Here is a 20,852-nt window from a genome sequence, read left to right as displayed (position 1 = left end):
GGTCAAGCGCGGGCCCGCAGCCGGCGCAGGGTCGCCTCCCGGCCCGTCGCGCGGGTGAACAGGTACTCGGCCCGCTCGTAGGACAGCCGCGTGCGGCCGGTGTCGGGGCAGCGGTCGGCGGTCCCCGGGGTGCGCGCGGGACCGGGCCGCCGGTCGGCGAGGAAGACCGGCCCGCGCGTGCGCCCGTCCAGCAGGTCGTCGAGCAGGCGGGCGGTGCGCGACCGCCAGCTCACCGCGCCGTCGTGGGTGCGGCGGTCGTCGCGGTCGAGGTCGGTGACGTCGAGGGCGAGCACGGCGCGGACCGGCGCCCGGGACTCGTGCAGCAGCGACCACAGGGCCCGCTCGCGGACCGGCACGGCGGGGTCCGCGCACAGGGCCGCGACGCGGTCGGGGGCGACGGGCGCGGTGGGCGGGGTGCCCGCGGCGCGGCGGGACAGGCCGTCGGCGAGCTCGGCCCGCCCGGACCACGCGGCGAACGAGCGGACCGCGGCACGGTGCCGGTTCCAGGTCGTCGCGGCGGCCCCGTCCCAGGAGGTGCGGACCACGCGGGCGACGTCGTCGGCGCCCACCCCGGCGAGCGGCGTCGCCGCGCCGAGGTCGCGCACCAGCCGGCCCAGCGTCTGGGCGTAGGCGCGCCGGGCCGGTGCGGCGAGCCCGGCGAGGAAGCCGTCGGCGAGGTCCCCGAGCGTCGGTCCCGCCGTCGGGACCTCGGGGGCGGCGTCGGCCGCCCGCGCGTCGAGGAACGCGCGCTCGGCGTCGTTGCGCGTCAGGGCCGCCGCGCGGGCGTACTCCCGGCGCGCCTCCTCGCCGCGGCCGAGCCGGCGCAGGAGGTCGGCGCGGACGCCGGGCAGCAGGTGGTAGTCGCGCAGGCGGGGGTCGTCCCGGAGGGCGTCGACGAGGGCGAGCCCCTCGGCCGGGCCGCGGGCGCGGGCGACGGCGACGGCGCGGTTCAGCGCGACGACCGGGGTGGGCCGGAGGGCCGCGAGGCGGTCGTACAGCGCGGCGATCGCCGCCCAGTCGGTGTCCTCGGGGCGGCGGGCCTGGGCGTGGCAGACGGCGATGGCGGCCTGCAGGACGTAGGGGCCGGGCGCGCCACCGAGGTCGCGGGCCCGCAGCATCGCCGTGAACCCGCGGCGCACGTGGACCGGGTCCCACCGACCGCGGTCCTGCTCGTGCAGCGGTATCGGCGCGCCGTCCGGGGCCGTGCGGGCCGCCGTGCGCGAGGCCTGCAGCTCCATGAGCGCGACCAGGCCGTGCACCTCGGGCTCCGACGGCGCGAGGGCCGCCAGCCGGTGCCCGAGGCGCAGGGCCTGCCCGCAGAGGTCCGCGCGGACCAGCTCCCGGCCCGAGGTGGCCGCGTAGCCCTCGTTGAACACGAGGTACACGACCTCGAGCACCGACCGCAGGCGCGCGGCCAGCTCCTCGCGTCCGGGCATCGCGAGCTCGGCGCCCGCCGCGGCGAGGGCCCGCTTCGCGTCGGCGATGCGCCGGCTGACCGTCGTCTCGTCGACGAGGAAGGCGCGCGCGATCTCGGCGGCCGACAGGCCGCCGAGCAGCCGCAGGGTCAGCGCCAGGCGTCCCTCGGTGGGCAGCACCGGGTGGCACGACAGGAACATGAGCCGCAGGACGTCCGCGTCCTCGTCGGGCCGGTCCGCGTCGTCGGCGCCGTCGGCGGCCTCGGCGACCGCGGCCGTCCCGGCCGCCGCCCGCTCGTGCGCCCGCTCCGCGCGCTGCTCACGCCGCAGGTGATCGATCGCGCGGCGCTTGGCGACGGCGGTGAGCCACGCCCCGGGGTTGTCGGGCACACCCTCGGCGGGCCACTGCTCGAGCGCCGCGACGAGGGCGTCCTGGGCGAGCTCCTCGGCCAGCCCGACGTCGTGGACCATGCGCGTGAGGGCGGCGACGACGCGGGCGGCCTCGAGCTTCCAGACCGCGTCGACGCGGGCGCGCGACTCCTCGCCGCCCCCACGCGCGGACGTCACGGGCCCATCACCCGCCGCAGCACGCTGTCGCCGTCACCGACGATCCGGCGGAAGCGGCGGGAGACCTCGAGCGCCTCCTCGTGCGAGGAGACCTCGACCAGCGCGAAGCCGAGGATCGCCTCCTTGGCCTCGACGAAGGGCCCGTCGGTCACGGTGATCTCGTCGCCGTGCGAGGTCATCGTCGTGCCGCCGGGCTCCAGGCCGCCGGTGGCGATGAGGATGCCGGCGGCGGTCATCTCCTCGATGAACGCGCCCATCTCCGCGAAGAGGGCCTCGTCGGGCCGGCGGCTGTTCTCCCCGGTGGTCATCAGGTAGCGCATCTCGAACTCCTCGGTCTCGGGTGATGACGGCTTCCGGCTCCCCGTCGACCGGGGCGATGCGACAGGGAACGGGCGCGTTCCCTGTCATATCAGCCCGGTCGACGTCCTGGCGAGCGTCCGACGAGGACCCGACGAGAGGAACCCGAGATGAGCACCCCGACCCGCACCCCGGCCCGCACCCCGGCCGCCACCGCCGTGTCCGAGCCCGACACCCGCGCCCGGCTGGGCCTCCTCGCCGCCGGTCTCATCGGGTGGGCGGTGGTCTCCACCGTGCAGGCGGCCACCCGCGCGGGGTTCGACATCCTCGTCCACCCGCTGAGCCTGCTGTCCACGGGCGACCTCGGATGGCTGCAGATCGCCAACTTCGTCGTCGCCGGCGTGCTGACGGTCGCCGGCGCCCGCGGGCTCCGGCAGGCCCTGCGCGGCACACCCGGCGGCGTGTGGGCGCCCCGCCTCGTCGCGGCCTCGGGGGTCGGTCTCGTCCTCGCGGGCGCCATGGTGATGGACCCGGGCGCGAACTTCCCCGTCGGCGCCCCGGCGGACCTCCCCCTCGTGACCTGGCACGCCTACGGCCACATGGTCGCCGGCACGCTCACGTTCACGACGCTGATCGCCGCCTGCTGCGTCCTCGGCCGCCACTTCTCCCGCGGCGGGCGCCGCGACCTCGCCGCGGCCTCCCGCGTCGCGGGGCTCGCCCTGGTCGCCGGCTGGGGCTGGGCGATGGTCGGCGGTGCCAGCGGCACGCTGACCCTCGCGATCGGGGCGATCACCGCGATGGTGTGGGTCGCGACCGTGGCGCTGCGCCTGCGCCGGACCGCCTGACGCCGTGCGGCACGAGCCCCTCGGGTGCACCGGCACCCGAGGGGCTCGTGGCGTGCTCACCCACAGGAGCCCCGTGGACCCCGCGCGTCAGCACGACGTACGCGGCGCCGTCGAGACGGCGCGCCGGACGGGTGGCGAAACACTCGACGGGATGACAACCCATCGAGCGGATCTCCGTCGCCACCGGTACCCCGGGCCCGCGGTCGCGCCGTTGACTGCGGCGTGCGCTCCGACACGACTGGCCCCGCGTCCCCGACACGGGCCGTGCGGGCGCGACGGACGCGACGGGCGGGACTCGTCGTGGCCGCCGCCCTGACGACGGCCCTGACCCTGACCGCCCCGGTGGGCGCCCCCGCGGCGCTCGCCGACCCGGGCCCGCCCCCGACCGGCCCGTCCGGCCCGCTCCCGCGCGACACCCCGTCCGCGGCGGCCGACGAGGGTCCCCAGCGCTGGGCCCCGCCGCTGGCCGGCACGTCGACCGGCGTCGAGGTCACCGAGGGCACCGCCCGGCTCTCCACCACCCGCGACGGCACCGAGACAGGCCCCGCCTCGCTGCGCGGCGCGCAGCGCCAGGGCCTGCTCGACCTGGGCGCGCACCAGTTCGCCGAGCCCGTCAACCGCATCGACGCGCCGGTCGTGGGCGACGTCCCGCCCGGCGGACAGGTGGCCGTCGACGTCCGCGGCCAGGGCGACGACGGGCAGTGGACCGAGTGGATCCCCGCCGAGCCCGGGGCGCCGGCGACGCTGCCGGAACCGACGAGGACCGTCGCCGTGCGCCTCGCGCTGCTCGCGCCCACCGGCTCGGCCGGACCGTCGGTCCGCAGCCTCGAGGTGCTCGCCGACGAGGTGCCGACCGGGCCGCGCGCCATCACGCCGCGCGCCAGCTACCGCGTGTTCGCGACGCGCGAGGGCCTCGTCGGCGGGACCACCGCCAACGGGCACCGGATCGCCCCGGAGGACCAGTTCGTCGCGCTGCCCTCGCGGCGCGCGCTCTCGCCCGACGGCAAGGGCGACTACAGCGTGCGCGTCTGCACCGACGCCGGGCGCTGCGCGACCGTGCCGGTGTGGGACGTCGGGCCCTGGAACACCAAGGACGACTACTGGAACCCCGCCGACCAGCGCGAGCAGTGGAAGGACCTGCCCCAGGGCCGGCCGATGGCCCAGGCCGCCTACGAGGACCGGTACAACGGCGGCAACGACGGCTTCGGCCGCCCGATCAAGAACCCGGCGGGCATCGACCTCGCCGACGGGACCTTCCACGGCCTCGGGCTCACCACCAACAGCTTCGTCACGGTCGACTACCTGTGGACCGCGCGCTCCGCGGCGCTCGGTCGTGCCGTGACCGTCGGCGCCGGACCGGTGCAGGAGCGCGCCACCCCGGACGCCGCGGCGCCGGAGGCCGGCGTCGTCGGGGACGGCGCCCAGGTCGAGGTGCAGTGCCAGCGCGCGGGCACACCGGTCACGGGCAGCCAGGGCACCAGCAACCTGTGGCTGCAGACCCGCCCGGAGCGGTACGTCCCGGCGGCCTGGATCCAGGGCGCCCCGCCCGTCCCGCCGTGCCAGTGACCCGCTGACACCGTGAGGAAGCGCTCTGACGGGTGACACGGCCGGGCCACTAGGCTCGCCCGGCGTGGCGACCGTGGCGGAGTGGGTGGAAGGAGCGCGGCCGCGCACGCTGCCCACGGCGGTCGCGCCGGTGCTGGCGGGGTGTGGGGCCGCGGCCGGGGTGGCCGGGTTCGATCTGGTCGCCGCGGTGCTCGCGATGATCGTCTCGGTCGGCCTGGTCATCGGCGTGAACTACGCCAACGACTATTCGGACGGCATCCGCGGCACCGACGACGACCGGGTGGGGCCGTTGCGCCTCGTCGGCTCGGGCGTCGCGCAGCCGTACAAGGTCCGCCGCGCCGCCGTCGCCTGTCTCGGCACCGCCGCCGTCGCCGGCGTCGCCCTCTCGCTCTACAGCGGGCACTGGTGGCTGATCCTCGTCGGCGCCGCGTGCCTGCTGGGGGCGTGGTTCTACACCGGCGGCTCGCGGCCCTACGGCTACCGCGGGTTCGGCGAGGTCGCGGTGTTCGTGTTCTTCGGCCCCGTCGCCGTGCTCGGCACCGAGTTCGTGCAGACGGGGCGCGCGAGCGGGCTGGGCATCGGGGCGTCGGTGGGCGTCGGGCTGCTCGCCTGCGCCGTGCTCGTGGCCAACAACCTGCGCGACATCTCCTCCGACGTCGAGACCGGCAAGCGCACGCTCGCGGTGGTGCTCGGCGACCGCGACACCCGCGTCCTCTACGCCGCCCTGGTGGTCGTGCCGCTCGGGATGACACTCGTGCTGAGCCTGCGCGCGTGGGGCGCGCTCGCGGGCCTGCTCGCCCTGGTCCTGCTGGTGCCCAGCCTGCGCCGCGTGCTCGCGGGCTCGACCGGCCCGCAGCTCATCCCCGTGCTGCGCGACACCGCGCTCGGGCTGCTGGTGTGGTCGGCGGCGACGGCCCTCGGCCTGGCGCTGACCTGACCGTCACTCCGGGCTGTCGACGTCGCCCCGCAGCTCCGCGCGCAGCTGCTCCCGGCGGGCACGGCGCGACGCGGTCGCCGCGTCGATCTCGCCCGTGAGCCGGGCCCGCAGCCCGCGGAACAGGTACAGCGACAGCGGCAGCGCCACGACGATGGCCACCAGCAGCGCCAGGAGCAGCGGCAGGCCGACCGCGACGAGCACGCCGCCGATCACCGCGACGACGAGCAGGCGCGCGCCGACGTAGAGCAGGACGGCCAGGGCCACGGCGCCCGGCGTCCCGGTCGGGGCCGGTCCGGTGGGGCCCGCGGGGGGCGCGGCGTCGGTCCGGACGCCCTCGCCGGGCCCGGGATCCTCGGTGCTCACGACCCCAGGGTAGGCCCGCGGCGAGCCGGCCGTGCGACCCGGCGACGGACGTCGGACACGTCCCTTTTCGCCCTTTATGAACCCTTTACCTGGATACAAGCGTTCGAGTACGTACGGGGTCCGGTGTCACGATTCGCCGTGTTGTGTCCGCTCCGCTCTTCCGCGGGGCGGACCGGTTGTGTGTGGCGATAGGGAAGGTGGAGTGACATGACCATCGCTCACGAGGCCAGCGAGCGGCTCATGACCCCGGGCGAGGTCGCCGCGATGTTCCGCGTCGACCCCAAGACCGTGACCCGCTGGGCCTCTGCGGGCCGCATCGGCTCCATCCGCACCCCGGGCGGCCACCGCCGCTTCCGTGAGTCCGAGGTGCGCACGCTGCTCGACGGCCTCACCAGCGAGGCGCACCACTAGCGATCCCGCACGACCGGCGGCCCCGCGCCGCCGGTCGGCGGCGCTCGGTCCGCAGCAGGGGTCGTGCCCGGCGGCCGGCGGAGATCCGGCCGCCGTCCACGATCCCGCTCGTCCCGGGCACCCGACCGTCACCCGACGGCAACCTCTCGCACGCCACGCGGACTCCCCGCGCGACCGGTAGCGTGGGTCCTGCCCGGCCCGCGGAACCGCCCGCGGCCGGAGACGTCGAGATGCTGGAGGCGTCCGAGTGATCGCGTTCCTCGTGGCCGTGCTGGTCCTGGTCGTCGTGGGGACGTTGCTGTGGAAGGTGATGGCCGCCCAGGCGGCGCAGGCCGGACACGACGGCGCCCCCGGAGGCATGGTCGAGGACGCCCCCACCGGGCCCACCCGGCAGGCGACCCCGCGGCGCCCCCAGCGCCCGCGCCGGCCCGTCGCCCCGGACGACGACCCCGAGTTCCTGCGCTCCCTCGACGAGAAGATCCAGCGCGAGGACCCGCCGTCCTCCTCCTGAGCTCCTGACGGCCCCTCAGCGGGGGATCATCGGCAGGCGCACCCGCGATCCGGCGCGACCGAAGTCGTCGGCCACCGTGGCCGCCAGCTCCAGCAGCGCCGCGCGCGTGGGCGAGCTGAGCTTCTCCAGCTCGATCTCCGCACCCTCCTCGAGGTGCGGGTCGAACGGCAGGCGGACGACCGCCCGGCAGCGCGCGGCGAAGTGGTCCGAGACCCGGTCGAGGTCGACGTTGCCCGAGGAGCGGCGCACGTAGTTGATGACCGCCACCGAGCGCGACACGAGGTCGCGGTATCCGTGCGCGTCCAGCCAGTCCAGGGTCGCCGACGCGCTGCGCGCCCCGTCGATCGAGGCCGACGACACGATGAGCAGCGAGTCGGCGACGTCGAGCACGCCCTTCATCGCCGAGTGCATCAGGCCGGTGCCGCAGTCGGTGAGCACGACGTTGTAGAAGTGCTCGAGCAGCGTCACCGTGCGCCGGTAGTCGACCTCGCTGAAAGCCTCGGACACGGCCGGGTCCTGCTCGCTGGCGAGGATCTCCAGGCGTGACGGGCCCTGGGACGTGTACGCACGGACGTCGGAGTAGCGGCGCACGCGGTTGGCGTCGCGCAGCAGGTGCCGCACCGTCGCCGTGGTCTCGAGCGGGATCTTCTGGCTCAGCGTCCCGCGGTCCGGGTTGGCGTCGACGGCGATCACCCGGTCGCCGCGCAGCGACGCGAACGTCGACCCGAGCGTCGTGGTCATCGTCGTCTTGCCCACGCCGCCCTTGAGGCTCAGCATCGCGATCTTGTAGCAGCCGTGCAGCGGCTGGTTGACGCGGGCGATGAGCTCGCGGCGGGCGGCGTCGCCGGGGCTCTCCCCCGGGTTGACCAGGCCACCGGTGCCGACGAACAGCGCGCGCCGCCAGCCCGTCTGCGGCGGCCGCTTGCTGGGCCGCAGAAGCTGGGCGGACGACAGGTCGTAGGACGCGGGCCCGGCGGCCTGCGGGGCGCCGGCGCCGCGGCCGGGCGTGGTGAACCGGCCCGAGACCGGGGCGCGGTCACCCGACGGCGGCACCGGGGGCGCCCCCGCGGCGCGTCCCGCCGGGGCCGTGCCGGCGCGCGGGTCGAACGCGGCGTGCCGTGGCTGCGCGGCGTCGCCGCGGGCGGCCTCGGCGGTGTCGACGCGCCGGGTGGTCTCCGGGGAATCCGGGGGCGCCGCGACGCCGGCCGGATCGGCGGCCCCGTTGGCCGCCGGTGCGCCGGTGGCGGGCCCCGACGAGGCACTCGTCGCGGACTCACCGGCCGGGGCGTGATCCGTGTCGGGCGGGGCGGCACCGGCCGCGCCCTCGCGCTCGGCGCCGGTGTCGTCCCTGGATTCCATCGCCACGGTCCTCCCTCGTCGCGGTGCGCGCGCCGCACCGTATCGGAGTCGGGAGATCCGAACGACCGGAGGCGATCAGCCCGGTCGATCAGCCCGGCAGGCCCGCGTACGAGTGCAGCCCCGTGACCACGATGTTGACGAAGAAGAGGTTGAACACCATCACCGCGAACCCGATCACGTTGATCGTCGCGGCCGGCCTGCCCCGCCACCCGGCGGTCGACCGCGCGTGCAGGTAGCAGGCGTAGACGATCCAGGCGATGAACGCCGTGGTCTCCTTGGGGTCCCAGCCCCAGTAGCGGCCCCAGGCCGCCTCCGCCCAGATCGCCCCGGTGATCACCGCGAACGTCCAGATCGGGAACGCGATGGCCGTGGCGCGGTAGGCGGTCCGGTCGAGGGCGTCGGCGCCGGGCAGGCGCGCGGTCCACGCGAACCGGGCCGGGTTGCCGTCGTGCACCCGGCGCAGCAGGTACAGGACGCTGGCGACGCCGGCGAGCAGCAGGATGCCCGAGGCGATCACCGCGGCCGTGACGTGGATGGCGAGCCAGTAGGAGCGCAGCGCGGGGACCACCGGCGCGGTCTGCGTGTAGAGCACCGTGCCGGCCAGGAACATCAGCACGATCACCGGGAGCAGCACGAACGCGCCGAGGCGGCGCAGTTCGGGGCGGCGGTACAGCACGACCAGCCAGGCCCCGACCGCGACGAGGCAGATCGCCGCGGTGAACTCGTACATGTTGCCCCACGGCACGCGCTCGGCCGCGAGACCGCGCACGACGAGCATCGCGAGGTGCAGCCCGAAGCCCAGCACGGTCAGCGACACCCCGGTGCGCCCGCACCGCTCGGCGCGGCTGCGGGGCGGTCGCGGGACGTCGGCGCCGGTCGGTCCCGTGCTGCCGGTGGTGCCGGTGACGTCCGACGACGATCCGGCGCCGGCGGCGACGGGCACGCGTGCGTACTCCTCGACCGGGGCGAGGTTCCGCGAGAGCGCGTACTCGACGGCGTGCAGGATCATCGCCAGCACGTAGACCGCCAGGGCGGACCCGAACAGCAGGTCGCCGTAGGAGCCCAGCTGCGCGTCAACGACCATCGTCGTCCTTCCCGTCGTCGTCCGGCCCGGGCTCCGCGTCGACGTCGGTGTCGACGTCCTGGTCGGCGTCGGTGACCTCGGCGGCGTCGGGCGGCACCTCCGGGTCGGGTCGTGCCCGTCCCGCAGCGCCCTCGGCACCGTCGGCACCGACCTCGTCCGCACGCGGCGGGGCCAGCTCCGCGGCGAGCCGCCCGAACTCCTCGCCGTAGCCGGCGCGGTCGGTGCGGGCGAGCCCTCCGAGCACGACCACCGTACGACCACCCGTCGTAGACGGCAGGGCGGGGGTCGCGCGGACCCAGAACCGGCGCCGGCGCACCGTCAGCGACAGGGTCAGCCCGCCGAGCAGCGCGATCGCGGCGATGAGGACGGCGGTCTGGGCGGGGTCGTGGGACACCTGCAGCGACACCCAGTTCTCGACGCCGTCGAAGTGGATCCGGGTGCCGTCGTCGAGCGTGATCTCGCCGCCGGGCTTGATGTTCTCGCGGGCCACGCGCACCAGCCGACCCTGGTCGATCATGCCCTGGTCCACCGTGAAGATCGACTGGGCGCGGCCCGAGTCGAGGCCGAGATCGCCGCGCAGGACGTCGACGGCGACCTCGGGGTTGTCCAGCGCGGGGAACACCGAGGTGACCAGCCCGCCGCCGGAGGACGTCGGCGCGAACAGACCGGTGATCGCGAGCTGCGAGCGGCGGCGTTCCGCCTCGTCGGTGACACCCGGCGGGTCGATCTTCGTGGCGCCCTCGGAGAGCAGCGTCGCCTGGTCGACCGGACGCCACTGCACGAGCCCGGTGCGCTGCTGTCCGTTCGGGAACGTCACCGTGAACCGCGGCGCGTAGCCGTGCCCGAGCAGGTAGACCCGCTCGCCGTCGACGCGCAGCGGGTCGTTGACCGCGAGGGCGTGCGGCTGCCAGGTCGGGTCGCCGTCCTGCACGGCGTCGGCGTCCTGGTAGCGCACGTTCGCGCCGAAGGAGTCCGGCTGGCCGTCCGGGCGGAACGTCGCGCGGAAGGAGTCGACGGTGAAGCAGAACGGGTCGAGCCCGGTGCCGTCGACGTCGAGACCGGGACGGAACGAGTCGTAGGCGTAGATCCCGGAGTTGCAGAACTCGCTGCCGTCGGCCATGACGATGACCTGGCCCTCGTAGCCGAAGATCTTGCCGATGGCGACGCCGAGCAGCAGGGCGACGAGGCTGAGGTGGAAGACGAGGTTGCCCACCTCGCGCAGGGCGCCCTTCTCCGCCGAGAGCGTCCGGACGCCGTCGGGCTCCTCGCGCACCGCGACCCGCCAGCCCCGCAGGCGCCGGCGCGCGGCGTCGACGACGGCGTCGGGGTCGTCGTCGGACGTGCTCTGCGCGTGGTGGGGCAGCCGCGCCAGGTTGCGCGGCACCGACACCGGCTCCGCGCGCAGGCCCCGCACGTGCTCGAACGAGCGCGGCACGAGGCAGCCGATGAGCGAGATGAACAGGAGCAGGTAGATCGCCGCGAACCACGGCGTCGCGAAGACGTCGAAGAACCCGAGCTCGTCCAGGAACGGGCCGAGGGTCGGGTGCTGCGCGAGGTAGTCGTCGACGGCGTTGGGGCTCGGCGTGCGCTGGGGCAGCAGCGCGCCGGGCAGGGCGGCGACGGCGAGCAGGAACAGCAGGATCAGCGCCGTGCGCATGCTGGTCAGCGCGCGCCAGGTGTTGCGGGCCAGGGCCAGGGCGCGGCGCACCCGGCTCGGGCCCGCCGGCGGCGGACCGGCGTCCCCAGCAGGGGCCTGCGGCAGCGTGGTGGTCATCGATGAGGGCCTAGAGGGGCTAGAGAGGAGTGGTGAAGCCGGCGACGGGGCCACGGAGCAGGGCGACGATCTCGGCCCACAGGCCGGTGGCGAGCAGGAGGCCGACGATCACGAGGGCGACCCCGCCGACCACCTGGATGCGGCGGGTGTGGGTGCGCAGCCACGCCTGGGCGCGCACCGCGCGCCCCGCGCCGAGGGCGATGAGGACGAACGGCACGCCGAGCCCGACGCAGTAGGCGAGCAGCAGGACGACACCCCGGACCCCGGCGGCGCCCGCGTCCGTGCCGCTGGCCAGGGCGACCACGCCGGCGAGCGTCGGCCCGAGGCAGGGCGTCCACCCCAGCCCGAACGTCGCCCCCAGCAGCGGCGCGCCGACCAGCCCGGCCCGCGGGACCCGGTGCGGCCGGGTGTCGCGCTGCAGGGCCGGGACCCAGCCGAGGAAGACCAGGCCCATCGCCACGGTGACGACGCCACCGATCCGCTGCAGCAGCGCCTCGTTGATCAGCAGCGCGTCGGCCAGCCACACGATCGACCCGAGCCCGACCACGAACACGACCGTGAACCCGAGCACGAACAGGCCCGCGGCGCCGGCGATGCGCCAGCGCCGCAGCCGTCGGGGGGTCGCCGTGGCGGTCCCGGCGGCCGGGAGCTCGCCGGTCACCGCGGCCCGGCGCTCGGCGGACTGGGCGCGGACCTCCTCCTCGGTGACCGCCGGCGCGTCGGCACCGACCAGCCCGGCGAGGTAGGCGAGGTAGCCCGGCACGAGCGGCACCACGCACGGGGACGCGAAGCTGACCGCTCCCGCCGCCACCGACAGCAGCACGGCGAGCAGGACGGGGCCGGACGTGGCCACCTCGGTCAGGTTCATGGCGCGTCCAGGGTAGGACGCGCCGGTCGGACGCGCGTGAGCGCGGCCCCCGATCTCCGACGATGTGTCGTAGGAGACCGGTGGAGCGGCTCGTCCGGGACGCGACACCGCCGGCCTCGCGAGGAGATCAGGAGCACCTCATCGACCCGCGGACGCGTCGTCGGGGGCATGACGCGCTCGTGATCTCCCGACGTTGCCTGTCGATCACCGGACCGCGCGGGGAATTCGGTGGCGCCCCGCGCGGCCCGGCTCCTACCGTGCCCGCTCGTGGACATCGACTCCTGACGGCGCCGGGACCCGACGGTCCCGCGTCTCCCGCTGACCCTCCCGCCGCCCGGTGCGGTGCCTCGCACCCCGGGTGTGATCAGGGGGCCGCGCGCGGTCGATGTCGCTGGGCGAACCCCGCGGCGGCTCCGCCGCGGTGCGTGCCGCAGCCCGGCCGCGCGCGCCCCCTGGTCTGCCGGCGCCGGCGGCGTCCGCCCTTCCCCACCAGGAGGTCCCGCATGCGAACCACCGATCCCGCACCCCGCCCGGCCAACCGCGCCGAGCGCCGGGCCGCCGCGCGGGGCCGCACGACCGGCGGGAGCCCGCAGCCCGCCGCGCCACGGCACACCGGTCCGCGCGAGCACACGAAGGCCGTGCACGCCCGCACGGACTTCGCCGCCCGTCGCAGCGGCTGAGCGACGACGGCCCGCCCGGGATCGGCGACGGTGCCGGGCGGGTCAGTTCCAGGCGTTCGGGTGCTGGCCCGGCGCCGGCTGCCAGGGCTGCTGCGGGAGCGGCTGCCCGGGGAACTGCTGGCCCGGGAACTGCGGCGGCGCCCCGGCGGGCGGGGCCGCCGCCAGCTGCTCGGCCTGAGCCTTCTCGATCCACATCAGGAAGCCGCACGCGGTGCACTGGTGGGCGTACCGCGTGCGCACCGGGAAGAGCGGGATGAAGAACAGCGTGAACTTCGTGACCGCCTTGAGCACCGCGTGCGCGGCCGAGCGGTGGCAGTTGCCGCACGTCAGCACGATCATCGCGAGCTGGGCGACGGTGCGGCGGGTGCCGAAGATGATCACGTCACAACCCCCGGAGAGCGGTCCTGGACCGAGCTTCGCAGATCGGGCGCCCGCCCGGGAGGTGATCAGCTCGCCGGCGCCGGCTCCGCCCCGAGACGGTCGACCACGGGCTGCAGGTCCGAGGCCAGCACCGCGGTGAGGAAGACCGCCGCGACGCGGTGGGACCGGTCGAGCACGATCGTCGAGGGCACCGCGTTGCGCGGGTAGCCGCGCAACACGAGCAGCGAACGGCCCGGCGGGTCGAAGATCGACGGGTAGACCACGCCGCGGTCGCGGACGAAGTCGGCGGCGGCGTCGCGCTGGTCGCGGACGTCGATCCCGAGGAACTGCACGCCGCGCGGGGCGGACGCCGACGCCACCTGGTCCAACGCGTCGGCCTCGGCGCGGCACGGCCCGCACCAGGAGCCCCAGACGTTGAGGACGACGACCTGCCCCCGGTAGGCGTCGGTGGAGAGCACTCGTCCGGGCTCGAGCAGGCTGTCGCCGCTCACGGCGGGCAGCACCCCCCGGCTCTCCGGCGGGTCGTAGGTCACCGTCGTGCCCCCGCCGGTGCCCCCGAAGGTGAAGTTCCCGTCCGACGACCCCGACGAGCACCCGGCGAGCAGGAGCAGCGTGGCCAGCGCGAGGAGGGCGGCGCGCACCGTCACGCCCCGGTCACCGTCGGGTCGGAGGCACCGCCGGGCTCGGCGTAGGCGATGTCGACGAGGCTCTCGTCGTCGAACACGAAGCTCGTCACCGAGCCCAGCGCGCACTGGCGGTGCCGCGGGTCGTGCCAGAGGCGCTGTCCGGCCATGAACCGGCGCAGCGTCCAGATCGGCAGCTGGTGCGAGACGCACACCGCCTCGTGGCCCGCCGCGAGCGCGCGCGCCCGGTGCGCGGCGCCGAGCATCCGGTGCGCGATCTCGAGGTACGGCTCGCCCCACGACGGGCGGAACGGGTTGCGCAGCAGCGGCCAGTACTCCGGCTTGCGCAGCGCCCCGTCGCCGACCCCGACGGTCAGGCCCTCGAACTCGTTGGCGGCCTCGATGAGCCGGTCGTCGGTGACGGGGTCGAGACCGAGCGCCGCGGCCACGGGTTCGGCGGTCTCCTGCGCGCGCTGCATCGGCGACACGAGCAGCGCCGTCGCGTCCGCCCCGGCGAGGTGCTCGGCGACCCGCTTGGCCTGGACCCGCCCGGTCTCGGAGAGCCCGTAGCCGGGCAGCCGGCCGTAGAGGACCTTCTCCGGGTTGTGGACCTCGCCGTGGCGCACGAGGTGCACCGTGGTGCGCACCGGACGGGTCGGGGTCACGGGGCCTCCGCCGCGGCTGCGGCCCGGGCGGCGTGCGGCAGCGCGTCGGCGATCACGGAGAACGCCTCGTCGTCGAGGGCCGCGGAGATGAAGCAGGCCTCGAACACGCTCGGCGGGGCGTACACGCCGCGGTCGAGCAGGGCGTGGAACCACGGCGGGAACCGCCAGGTCTCCGCGGCCTTCATGTCGTCGTAGTTGCGCCCGGCCTCGCCCGCGAAGCGGATCGAGATCAGCGAGCCCGCCCGCTGGATCGTGTGCACGACGCCGGCCTCGCCCAGGGCGTCGGTGAACAGCCCGTGCAGCCGGTCGGCGTTCGCGTCGAGGGCCCGGTAGACGTCGTCGGTGGCGTGCCGCAGCGTCGTGAGCCCGGCCGCCGTGGCGACGGGGTTCCCGGCCAGCGTCCCCGCCTGGTAGACGGGCCCGGCCGGGGCGAGCTGGGCCATGACGTCGGCGCGCCCGCCGAACGCGGCCGCGGGCAGCCCGCCGGACATGACCTTGCCGAAGCAGTAGAGGTCGCCGGGGACGCCCTCGAGCCCATACCAGCCCGCGGGCGAGACCCGGAACCCCGTCATCACCTCGTCGATCACCAGCAGCGCGCCGTGGGCCTGGCAGAGACGCTTGAGCCCGGCGTTGAAGCCGTCGTTGGGCGGGACGGCACCCATGTTGCCCGCGGCCGCCTCGGTGATCACGCACGCGATCTCCTGGCCGCGCTCGGCGAACACCTGGGCCACGGCGTCGAGGTCGTTGTAGGGCAGCACGACGGTGTCGGTCGCCTGGGCGCCGGTGACGCCGGGGGTCGACGGCAGCCCGAACGTCGCGACGCCCGAGCCCGCCTCGGCGAGCAGCGCGTCGACGTGGCCGTGGTAGCAGCCCGCGAACTTGACCACCACGCTGCGCCCGGTGAACCCGCGGGCCAGCCGGACCGCGCTCATGGTCGCCTCGGTGCCGGAGTTGACCAGCCGCACCTGCTCGACCGGCTCGACGCGGCGCACGATCTCCTCGGCGAGCTCGACCTCGCCCCCGGTCGGTGTGCCGAACGACAGCCCGGCCGACGCCGCCTCGCGCACGGCCTCGACGACCGCGGGGTGCGCGTGCCCGAGGATCATCGGGCCCCAGGAGCTGACGAGGTCGACGTACCGGTTGCCGTCGGCGTCGGTCAGCCAGGGCCCGGAGCCGGAGACCATGAACCGGGGGGTGCCGCCGACCGACCGGAACGCGCGCACCGGGGAGTTGACCCCGCCCGGGACGACCTCCTCCGCGCGGGCGAAGAGCTCGGCGCTGCGCCCGACGCCGGCCGTCGCGGCACCCGTCATCGCTGTGCTGGTCACGCCGGCCAGTCTCCCAGCCCGACCGTGACGGCGCCGTCGGCGGGAGCCGTCGACGTCATGCCGGCAGCGAGTCGGCAGGCGGTGGGGCGAGGGCGGCCACGGCCCGGTCGACGACGTCGCAGTCAGTGCCGACGACCTCGGCCGCATAGGCGGCGGCGTCGTACCCGAGGAGGGTTCGGCACTGCCCGTCCCGCTCGTCCTGGACCGCGGGACCCACGCGAGGGCCACCGGGAGCGTTCCAGGAGGTGGCGCCGCCACCGGCCCTTGTCGACCGCGCGTTCACCTCGGCGACCACCTGGTCGGCGCTGCCCCAGCGGGACCACGCCACGGTCGTCCCCTCGGGCCCGCCGCACTGGCGCACCTGCCGCGGGGCTGCGCGCGCCGTACCCGGTGTCGGTGTCCCGTCACCGCACCCCGCCGCTCCCGGGATGGCCCGCGCCGGCGAGCGCAGTTCCTCGTTGCGGGGGAACGTCACGGTGGCGAAGGTCGCGTCGACGTCGGCGCAGCGGTCGGCCGGCGCCGAGATCTGGACCACGTACGGCAACCCCGTGTAGGCCAGGACCGCCGTGCACTGCCCGGCCGCGAGCGTCTGGTGGTAAGGGCCCTGCTCGACATCGTCGGCCGACCAGGTCGCGAAGCCGTCCGTCGACGGGGTGGCGCGGGAGGCCGCGACACGCTCCTGACCGTCGGACGGCGAGGGGTAACGGAGGTACGCGACGGCGGTCGCGCCCCGCACGCACCCGACGGCGGACTCCGGCGCGGCGCCCGTCGGCAGGACGTACGCGGCGTTGTCGCCCGCCACGCAGCCGTCGCCCGCGCTGTCGGGGAAGGCGCGCGTGAGGGAGACCGGAGGTCCGAGGGCGATCGTGTCCGGGGTGTCGTCGGGCGGTGCGAGGACCACGAGCAGGGTCACCAGCGTCACCGCGACGAGGACCAATGCGGCCGCGACGACGCCGGCCACCCGGACACGGCGGCGGGGCGCCGGGGCGCCCGGACCCTCCGGCGCGTTCGGGGAGCCGGGCGTCGGAGCGGCGCTGTCCCACCGCACGGAGCCGCCGACCGGCGGTCCTCCGCCCGGGTGGGGAGCCGACCTGCGCGTCGGCGGTGGCACGGCGTGACCCACCCGGTCCACGGGGCCCACCCAGGTCTCGCTGAACCGCTCGCGGCGCGGCGCGGGACCGGGAGTGGCCGGCCCCGCGGGGTCGGTCGCCGCGACCCCGTCGGCGAGCGCGGCGCGGGCGGCCTCGGCCAGGTCGCCGGCCCTGGCGTAGCGGTCACCTGGCACCTTCGCCATCCCCCGCGCCACCACGGCGTCCAGCACCGGCGGAAGTCCCGGCCGACAGCGGGACGGCCGCTCCGGGACGGCAGTGAGGTGCTGGTGCATGAGCGACGGCAGGTCGCCGCCGAACGGCGGGCGTCCGACCAGGAGCTCGTGGAGGACGACCGCGAGCGCGTAGACGTCGGCGCGCCGGTCGATCGTCGCAGCCCCGTCGAACTGCTCGGGAGCCATGTAGGTGAACGTGCCGAGCACCGTGCCGGCGTCCGTGAGCGCGGTCCCCTCGGCCAGGCGCACGATCCCGAAGTCCACGAGCTGCACGAAGTCCGGCCCGCGCCCGCTGGTCACCAGGACGTTGGCCGGCTTGACATCGCGGTGCACCAGGTCGTGGGCGTGGGCGTCGTCGAGCGCGTCCGCGACCTGCTCGACGATCCCGACGGCGCGGGCCGGCTCGAGCGGGCCGTCCTCGCGGAGCAACCGGGCGAGGTCGCGGCCCTCCACGAGGCGCATGTCGAGGTACAGGCGGCCGTCGATGACGCCGAAGTCGTGGATCGGGATGACGTGCGGGGAGAAGAGGCGCGCCGCCGTGCGGCACTCGCGGTCGAAGCGCTCGCGTATCCCGGGGTCGTCGGCCAGGTCCGCGGCGAGCCGCTTGAGCGCGACCTCACGGTCGCGGCGCGTGTCGTGCGCCCGGTGCACCTCGCCCATCCCGCCCCGGCCGAGGCGTCGTAGCAGGCGGTAGTGCCCGAACGCCTCGCCCGGCCCCGGCGGTTCTGCCATCAGACTCCCTCGACGACTCCGATCGGACACCCTGCCGACGCCCGGACGGAGGATAGGAGGGGATGGTCAGGCCGGCAGCGCCTCCACCGGCGGCGGGGCGAGCGCGGCCACGGCCCGGTCGACGACGTCGCAGTCGGTGCCGACGACCTCGACGCCGTAGCCCGCGCGGTCCCACCCGAGCAGGGCGCGGCAGGTGCTGCCGTCCTCGCCGCGCAGGTAGGGGCCCAGCCGCGGCCCGCCCGGCGCGCTCCACGAGGTCACCTCGCCGCCCGCGCGCGACGCCCGCGCGTTCGCCTCCGTGGCGACCTCGCCGGGGCCGTTCCAGCGCGTGAAGCTCACGGTCGTGCCCTCGGGGCCGCCGCAGATGCGCACCTGGCGCGGCGTGATCCCGGAGGTGCCCGGGGCGGCCGTCGCCTGGTTGCACCCGGGACGCGTCGCCGCCGGGAACACGCGCTCGACGGCACGCAGGTCCTCGCCCCCGGGCAGGCCGATGGCGTTGAGCGACGCGGTGACGTCGGCGCAGTTGGTGGTCGTCGTGTAGCCCTGGACCATCTGGCGCACGCCGGTGTACGCGGCGACCGTCGTGCACTGCCCGGCGACGTTGGTCTGGTAGTACGGGCCCTGCGGGACGCCGTCGAGGTTCCAGGTGCTGTTGCCGTCGACCGACGGCGACGACTGGTACGACTGCACCCGGGCCACGGCGTCCTGCGGGGTCTCCCAGTCGATGTAGGCGATCGAGGACGCCCCGCGCGTGCACTGGGTCACCGCCAGGGGTCGGACGTTGGTGGTCGACACGATGTACGCCGTCACGTCGCCGGCCAGGCAGTTCGCCCCGGCGCTGTCCGGGAAGGTCTGGGCCAGCGACGCGGCCGGACCGATCGCCACGACGGCCGGGGAGCTGTCCGTGCGCCCGACGACGAGCAGGACGGCGACCACCGCGACCACCAGCAGCACGGCGACCGCGACGAGCCCGATCACCAGACCGCGCCGCCTGCGCTTCGGCGGCTCGGGGGTGCCGTACCCGGGATGGCCGCCGGGAGGTCCCCAGGACCCGGGCGGGCCGGGGGCGCCGGGGCCGCCCGGCGGACCGGGAGCCATCGGTGAGGTGGGCGCCCAGTTCCCGCCCGTGCCCGAGCCGGCGTCCCAGCGGATGTGGCCACCGGACGGGGGCGGGCCGGTCGGGTGCGGGTATCCGGGTGCGGCGTACTGCGGGGGCGGCGTGCGCTGCCCCGGGGGCGGCGACGGGGGGCCGCTCGGCCCGACCCACGTCTCGCGGTGGTGCTCGGGGCCCGGGTGGGGGCCTGCCGGCGGGTCCGGGACGGGAGCGCCCGACCGCCCGCCGAGGACCGCCCGCGCCGCCTCGGCCAGCTCGCCGGCCTCGCCGTAGCGCTCGGCCGGGTTCTTGGCCAGGCCGCGCGCGACGACGGCGTCGAGGACCGTGCCGAGGCCCGGGCGACGGCTCGACGGCGGCTCGGGGGCGACGTTGAGGTGCTGGTGGAGCATCGCGGGCATGTCGCCCTCGAAGGGCGGGCGCCCGACGAGGATCTCGTGCAGGACCACGGCCAGCGCGTACACGTCGGCGCGGCGGTCGACCGCGGCGCCCTCGAACTGCTCGGGGGCCATGTAGGCGAGCGTCCCGAGGGTGGTGCCCGTGCCGGTGAGCGCGCGCCCGTGGGTCGTGGACTCGCCGAGGCGGACGATGCCGAAGTCGACGAGGTGCACGAAGTCCTGGCCGCGGCCCGTGGTGACGAGGACGTTGCCCGGCTTCACGTCGCGGTGGACGAGGTCGTGGGCGTGGGCGTCGTCGAGCGCGTCGGCGACCTGCTCGACGATGCCCACCGCGCGCACCGGGTCGAGCGGGCCGTCGTCGTGCAGGAGCCGCGCGAGGTCGCGGCCCTCGACGAGTCGCATGTCGAGGTAGAGGCGGCCGTCGATCACGCCGAAGTCGTGGATCGGGACGACGTGCGGCGAGGACAGGCGGGCCGCGGTGCGGCACTCGCGCTCGAACCGCTCACGGATCTCGGCGTCGTCGGCGAGCTCGGGCGCCAGGCGCTTGAGCGCGACCTCGCGGTCGCGGCGCGTGTCGTACGCCCGGTGCACCTCGCCCATCCCGCCGCGGCCGAGGCGGCGGTCCAGGCGGTACGGCCCGAACATCTCGCTCGAGGTCCCGGGCGGCCCCGCCCCCGCTCCGGACGACTCCGACGTCCCCGCCATACCGACCTCCCCCAGGGGGCCGCGGTCCGTCGCAGCGCCGGAGCCCGGACGGAGGATACGGCCGGGACGCCCGTGGGGCGATCACGAACGTTGATCGGATCCCGGCGAGACGGCGGCGGTCTCCGATTCCCCGTCCGGGCCGGCGACGGGGTCGTCCGACCCGGTGGCCGGGACGTCCTCCACCGGCGCGGGCCGGGGGCGGCGGGCACGCCGCACGGCGGGCACGGCCGAGAGCGCCACGATCACCGCGGCGACACCCGCGGCCGTGCCGCCGAGCAGGAAGCCCCCCACGAGGTGCAGCTGGCGGATCGGCTCGACGAGCAGGCCACCGGTCGTCTCGCGGACCTGCACACCGGCGACGAGCAGCGCGACCGCGGCGATCGCGAGCACCACGGCCGCGGCGGCGAGCACGACCGCCCGGCGGCGCGTCACGACGACCGCGCCGTCAGGAGATCCGTGAGCGCGCGGCGCAGCGCCGGTCCGTCGCTCGCCCAGGCGACGGCGCGGGTGCCGTCGCTCAGCCGCAGCACCACGGGCCGGCACCGCCGCGGCACGACCGGCCCGTCGCCGAGCACGCGCAGGCCGTGGTGCTCCTCGTCGGCCGGACGCAGCGAGGTCACCTGCGACATCGGCAGGCTCGTGGTGCCCTGCACGAGCACCGAGGGGGTGAGCTCCACCCGCCGGAACCGCCGCCGGCTGCGCACGAGCACCAGCGTGTAGAGGAACACCAGCAGGCCGACCCCGAGCCACAGCCCGACCGCCGCCCCGCCGGGGGCGAGGCTGTCGAGGCCGATGCCCACGACGGCCAGCACCGGGCCGAACACCAGGATCCAGGGCCGGGTGCCGGACTCCGCGAAGAGCACCGGCTCGTCGGTGCGGTCCGGGGTCCCCGGAGCCCCGGAGGTCAC

Annotated in this window: 21 protein-coding genes; 6 read left to right on the top strand and 15 right to left on the bottom strand. The window is 76.1% G+C overall.

The features are described from left to right. Positions 1-2: 2 nt before the first annotated feature. Positions 3-1,982, bottom strand: coding sequence for a sigma-70 family RNA polymerase sigma factor (locus tag ACR9E3_RS24100; RefSeq protein WP_460383155.1), 1,980 nt, complete (start codon positions 1,980-1,982; stop codon positions 3-5). Then, positions 1,979-2,302: a YciI family protein gene (locus tag ACR9E3_RS24095; protein ID WP_460383154.1), complete on the bottom strand. Its 324-nt coding sequence runs from the start codon at positions 2,300-2,302 to the stop codon at positions 1,979-1,981. The genes ACR9E3_RS24100 and ACR9E3_RS24095 overlap by 4 nt, the downstream gene beginning before the upstream one ends. 147 nt (positions 2,303-2,449) lie before the next feature. Here ACR9E3_RS24095 and ACR9E3_RS24090 point away from each other — a divergent pair, with 147 nt between their 5' ends. The 3 genes from ACR9E3_RS24090 to ACR9E3_RS24080 all read left to right on the top strand — a co-directional run bounded on the left by ACR9E3_RS24090 (position 2,450) and on the right by ACR9E3_RS24080 (position 5,627). Next, positions 2,450-3,124 carry a DUF998 domain-containing protein gene (locus ACR9E3_RS24090; RefSeq protein WP_460383153.1) on the top strand — a complete coding sequence of 225 codons (675 nt, stop codon included), beginning with the start codon at positions 2,450-2,452 and terminating at the stop codon, positions 3,122-3,124. Between the two features lie 300 nt (positions 3,125-3,424). Next, positions 3,425-4,690: a hypothetical protein gene (locus ACR9E3_RS24085; protein WP_460383152.1), complete on the top strand. Its 1,266-nt coding sequence runs from the start codon at positions 3,425-3,427 to the stop codon at positions 4,688-4,690. 64 nt (positions 4,691-4,754) lie between these two features. After that, positions 4,755-5,627, top strand: a complete 873-nt coding sequence (locus tag ACR9E3_RS24080; protein WP_460383151.1) for a 1,4-dihydroxy-2-naphthoate polyprenyltransferase — start codon at positions 4,755-4,757, stop codon at positions 5,625-5,627. Between the two features lie 3 nt (positions 5,628-5,630). Here the strand turns inward: ACR9E3_RS24080 and ACR9E3_RS24075 are convergent, their stop codons facing one another. Next, a complete protein-coding gene (locus tag ACR9E3_RS24075) occupies positions 5,631-5,990 on the bottom strand; it encodes a DUF4229 domain-containing protein (RefSeq protein WP_460383150.1) in 360 nt (119 codons plus the stop codon). A 207-nt stretch (positions 5,991-6,197) separates the two neighbouring features. On the opposite strand from ACR9E3_RS24075, the gene ACR9E3_RS24070 reads away from it, so the two are divergent. After that, the gene (locus ACR9E3_RS24070) at positions 6,198-6,401 is read left to right on the top strand and encodes a BldC family transcriptional regulator (protein WP_133830047.1); all 204 of its coding nucleotides are present in this window, start codon (positions 6,198-6,200) and stop codon (positions 6,399-6,401) included. A 247-nt stretch (positions 6,402-6,648) separates the two neighbouring features. Beyond that, positions 6,649-6,912 carry a hypothetical protein gene (locus ACR9E3_RS24065; protein WP_460383149.1) on the top strand — a complete coding sequence of 88 codons (264 nt, stop codon included), beginning with the start codon at positions 6,649-6,651 and terminating at the stop codon, positions 6,910-6,912. Positions 6,913-6,927: 15 nt separating this feature from the next. Here ACR9E3_RS24065 and ACR9E3_RS24060 read toward each other — a convergent pair whose 3' ends face one another. The 4 genes from ACR9E3_RS24060 to ACR9E3_RS24045 form a co-directional block, all read right to left on the bottom strand. Further along, complete coding sequence (locus tag ACR9E3_RS24060) at positions 6,928-8,271, bottom strand: MinD/ParA family ATP-binding protein (protein ID WP_460383147.1); 1,344 nt, start codon at positions 8,269-8,271, stop codon at positions 6,928-6,930. Positions 8,272-8,359: 88 nt separating this feature from the next. Then, positions 8,360-9,355 (bottom strand): c-type cytochrome biogenesis protein CcsB, encoded by a 996-nt coding sequence (gene ccsB, locus ACR9E3_RS24055; protein ID WP_460383146.1) that lies wholly within the window; start codon positions 9,353-9,355, stop codon positions 8,360-8,362. Then, a complete protein-coding gene (gene resB / locus ACR9E3_RS24050; RefSeq protein WP_460383145.1) occupies positions 9,345-11,129 on the bottom strand; it encodes a cytochrome c biogenesis protein ResB in 1,785 nt (594 codons plus the stop codon). Before resB ends, ccsB begins: the two co-directional genes overlap by 11 nt. A gap of 19 nt (positions 11,130-11,148) precedes the next feature. Next, positions 11,149-11,997 (bottom strand): cytochrome c biogenesis CcdA family protein, encoded by an 849-nt coding sequence (locus ACR9E3_RS24045; protein WP_460383143.1) that lies wholly within the window; start codon positions 11,995-11,997, stop codon positions 11,149-11,151. Between the two features lie 503 nt (positions 11,998-12,500). Between ACR9E3_RS24045 and ACR9E3_RS24040 the strand changes: the two genes are divergently transcribed. Further along, complete coding sequence (locus tag ACR9E3_RS24040) at positions 12,501-12,677, top strand: hypothetical protein (protein ID WP_460383142.1); 177 nt, start codon at positions 12,501-12,503, stop codon at positions 12,675-12,677. A 42-nt stretch (positions 12,678-12,719) separates the two neighbouring features. Here the strand turns inward: ACR9E3_RS24040 and ACR9E3_RS24035 are convergent, their stop codons facing one another. The 8 genes from ACR9E3_RS24035 to ACR9E3_RS24000 all read right to left on the bottom strand — a co-directional run bounded on the left by ACR9E3_RS24035 (position 12,720) and on the right by ACR9E3_RS24000 (position 20,852). Then, the gene (locus ACR9E3_RS24035; protein ID WP_460383141.1) at positions 12,720-13,058 is read right to left on the bottom strand and encodes a zinc-ribbon domain-containing protein; all 339 of its coding nucleotides are present in this window, start codon (positions 13,056-13,058) and stop codon (positions 12,720-12,722) included. Positions 13,059-13,123: 65 nt separating this feature from the next. Beyond that, positions 13,124-13,705 carry a TlpA family protein disulfide reductase gene (locus ACR9E3_RS24030; RefSeq protein WP_460383139.1) on the bottom strand — a complete coding sequence of 194 codons (582 nt, stop codon included), beginning with the start codon at positions 13,703-13,705 and terminating at the stop codon, positions 13,124-13,126. Continuing rightward, a complete protein-coding gene (locus tag ACR9E3_RS24025; RefSeq protein ID WP_460383229.1) occupies positions 13,702-14,328 on the bottom strand; it encodes a histidine phosphatase family protein in 627 nt (208 codons plus the stop codon). The genes ACR9E3_RS24030 and ACR9E3_RS24025 overlap by 4 nt, the downstream gene beginning before the upstream one ends. Positions 14,329-14,342: 14 nt before the next feature. Then, positions 14,343-15,659 (bottom strand): glutamate-1-semialdehyde 2,1-aminomutase, encoded by a 1,317-nt coding sequence (hemL, locus tag ACR9E3_RS24020; RefSeq protein ID WP_460383228.1) that lies wholly within the window; start codon positions 15,657-15,659, stop codon positions 14,343-14,345. Positions 15,660-15,729: 70 nt separating this feature from the next. Next, a complete protein-coding gene (locus tag ACR9E3_RS24015) occupies positions 15,730-17,730 on the bottom strand; it encodes a serine/threonine-protein kinase (RefSeq protein WP_460383138.1) in 2,001 nt (666 codons plus the stop codon). Positions 17,731-17,796: 66 nt separating this feature from the next. Continuing rightward, positions 17,797-19,944 carry a serine/threonine-protein kinase gene (locus ACR9E3_RS24010; protein WP_460383136.1) on the bottom strand — a complete coding sequence of 716 codons (2,148 nt, stop codon included), beginning with the start codon at positions 19,942-19,944 and terminating at the stop codon, positions 17,797-17,799. Positions 19,945-20,025: 81 nt separating this feature from the next. Continuing rightward, complete coding sequence (locus tag ACR9E3_RS24005) at positions 20,026-20,376, bottom strand: hypothetical protein (protein ID WP_460383135.1); 351 nt, start codon at positions 20,374-20,376, stop codon at positions 20,026-20,028. After that, positions 20,373-20,852 (bottom strand): hypothetical protein, encoded by a 480-nt coding sequence (locus ACR9E3_RS24000; protein ID WP_460383134.1) that lies wholly within the window; start codon positions 20,850-20,852, stop codon positions 20,373-20,375. Before ACR9E3_RS24000 ends, ACR9E3_RS24005 begins: the two co-directional genes overlap by 4 nt.

It is taken from the genome of Actinomycetospora sp. C-140, assembly GCF_054796175.1.
The sequence above is the reverse complement of the archived record's forward strand: the minus strand, read 5'-3'. Positions and strand labels throughout refer to the sequence as shown.

What these genes read in the sequence shown, in the direction of transcription:
- ACR9E3_RS24045 (WP_460383143.1), bottom strand. Translation starts at nt 11,997, where the DNA reads ATGAACCTGACCGAGGTGGCCACGTCCGGCCCCGTCCTGCTCGCCGTG.
- hemL (WP_460383228.1), bottom strand. Translation starts at nt 15,659, where the DNA reads ATGACGGGTGCCGCGACGGCCGGCGTCGGGCGCAGCGCCGAGCTCTTC.
- ACR9E3_RS24040 (WP_460383142.1), top strand. Translation starts at nt 12,501, where the DNA reads ATGCGAACCACCGATCCCGCACCCCGCCCGGCCAACCGCGCCGAGCGC.
- ACR9E3_RS24095 (WP_460383154.1), bottom strand. Translation starts at nt 2,302, where the DNA reads ATGCGCTACCTGATGACCACCGGGGAGAACAGCCGCCGGCCCGACGAG.
- ccsB (WP_460383146.1), bottom strand. Translation starts at nt 9,355, where the DNA reads ATGGTCGTTGACGCGCAGCTGGGCTCCTACGGCGACCTGCTGTTCGGG.
- ACR9E3_RS24015 (WP_460383138.1), bottom strand. Translation starts at nt 17,730, where the DNA reads ATGGCAGAACCGCCGGGGCCGGGCGAGGCGTTCGGGCACTACCGCCTG.
- ACR9E3_RS24060 (WP_460383147.1), bottom strand. Translation starts at nt 8,271, where the DNA reads ATGGAATCCAGGGACGACACCGGCGCCGAGCGCGAGGGCGCGGCCGGT.
- ACR9E3_RS24090 (WP_460383153.1), top strand. Translation starts at nt 2,450, where the DNA reads ATGAGCACCCCGACCCGCACCCCGGCCCGCACCCCGGCCGCCACCGCC.
- resB (WP_460383145.1), bottom strand. Translation starts at nt 11,129, where the DNA reads ATGACCACCACGCTGCCGCAGGCCCCTGCTGGGGACGCCGGTCCGCCG.
- ACR9E3_RS24070 (WP_133830047.1), top strand. Translation starts at nt 6,198, where the DNA reads ATGACCATCGCTCACGAGGCCAGCGAGCGGCTCATGACCCCGGGCGAG.
- ACR9E3_RS24010 (WP_460383136.1), bottom strand. Translation starts at nt 19,944, where the DNA reads ATGGCGGGGACGTCGGAGTCGTCCGGAGCGGGGGCGGGGCCGCCCGGG.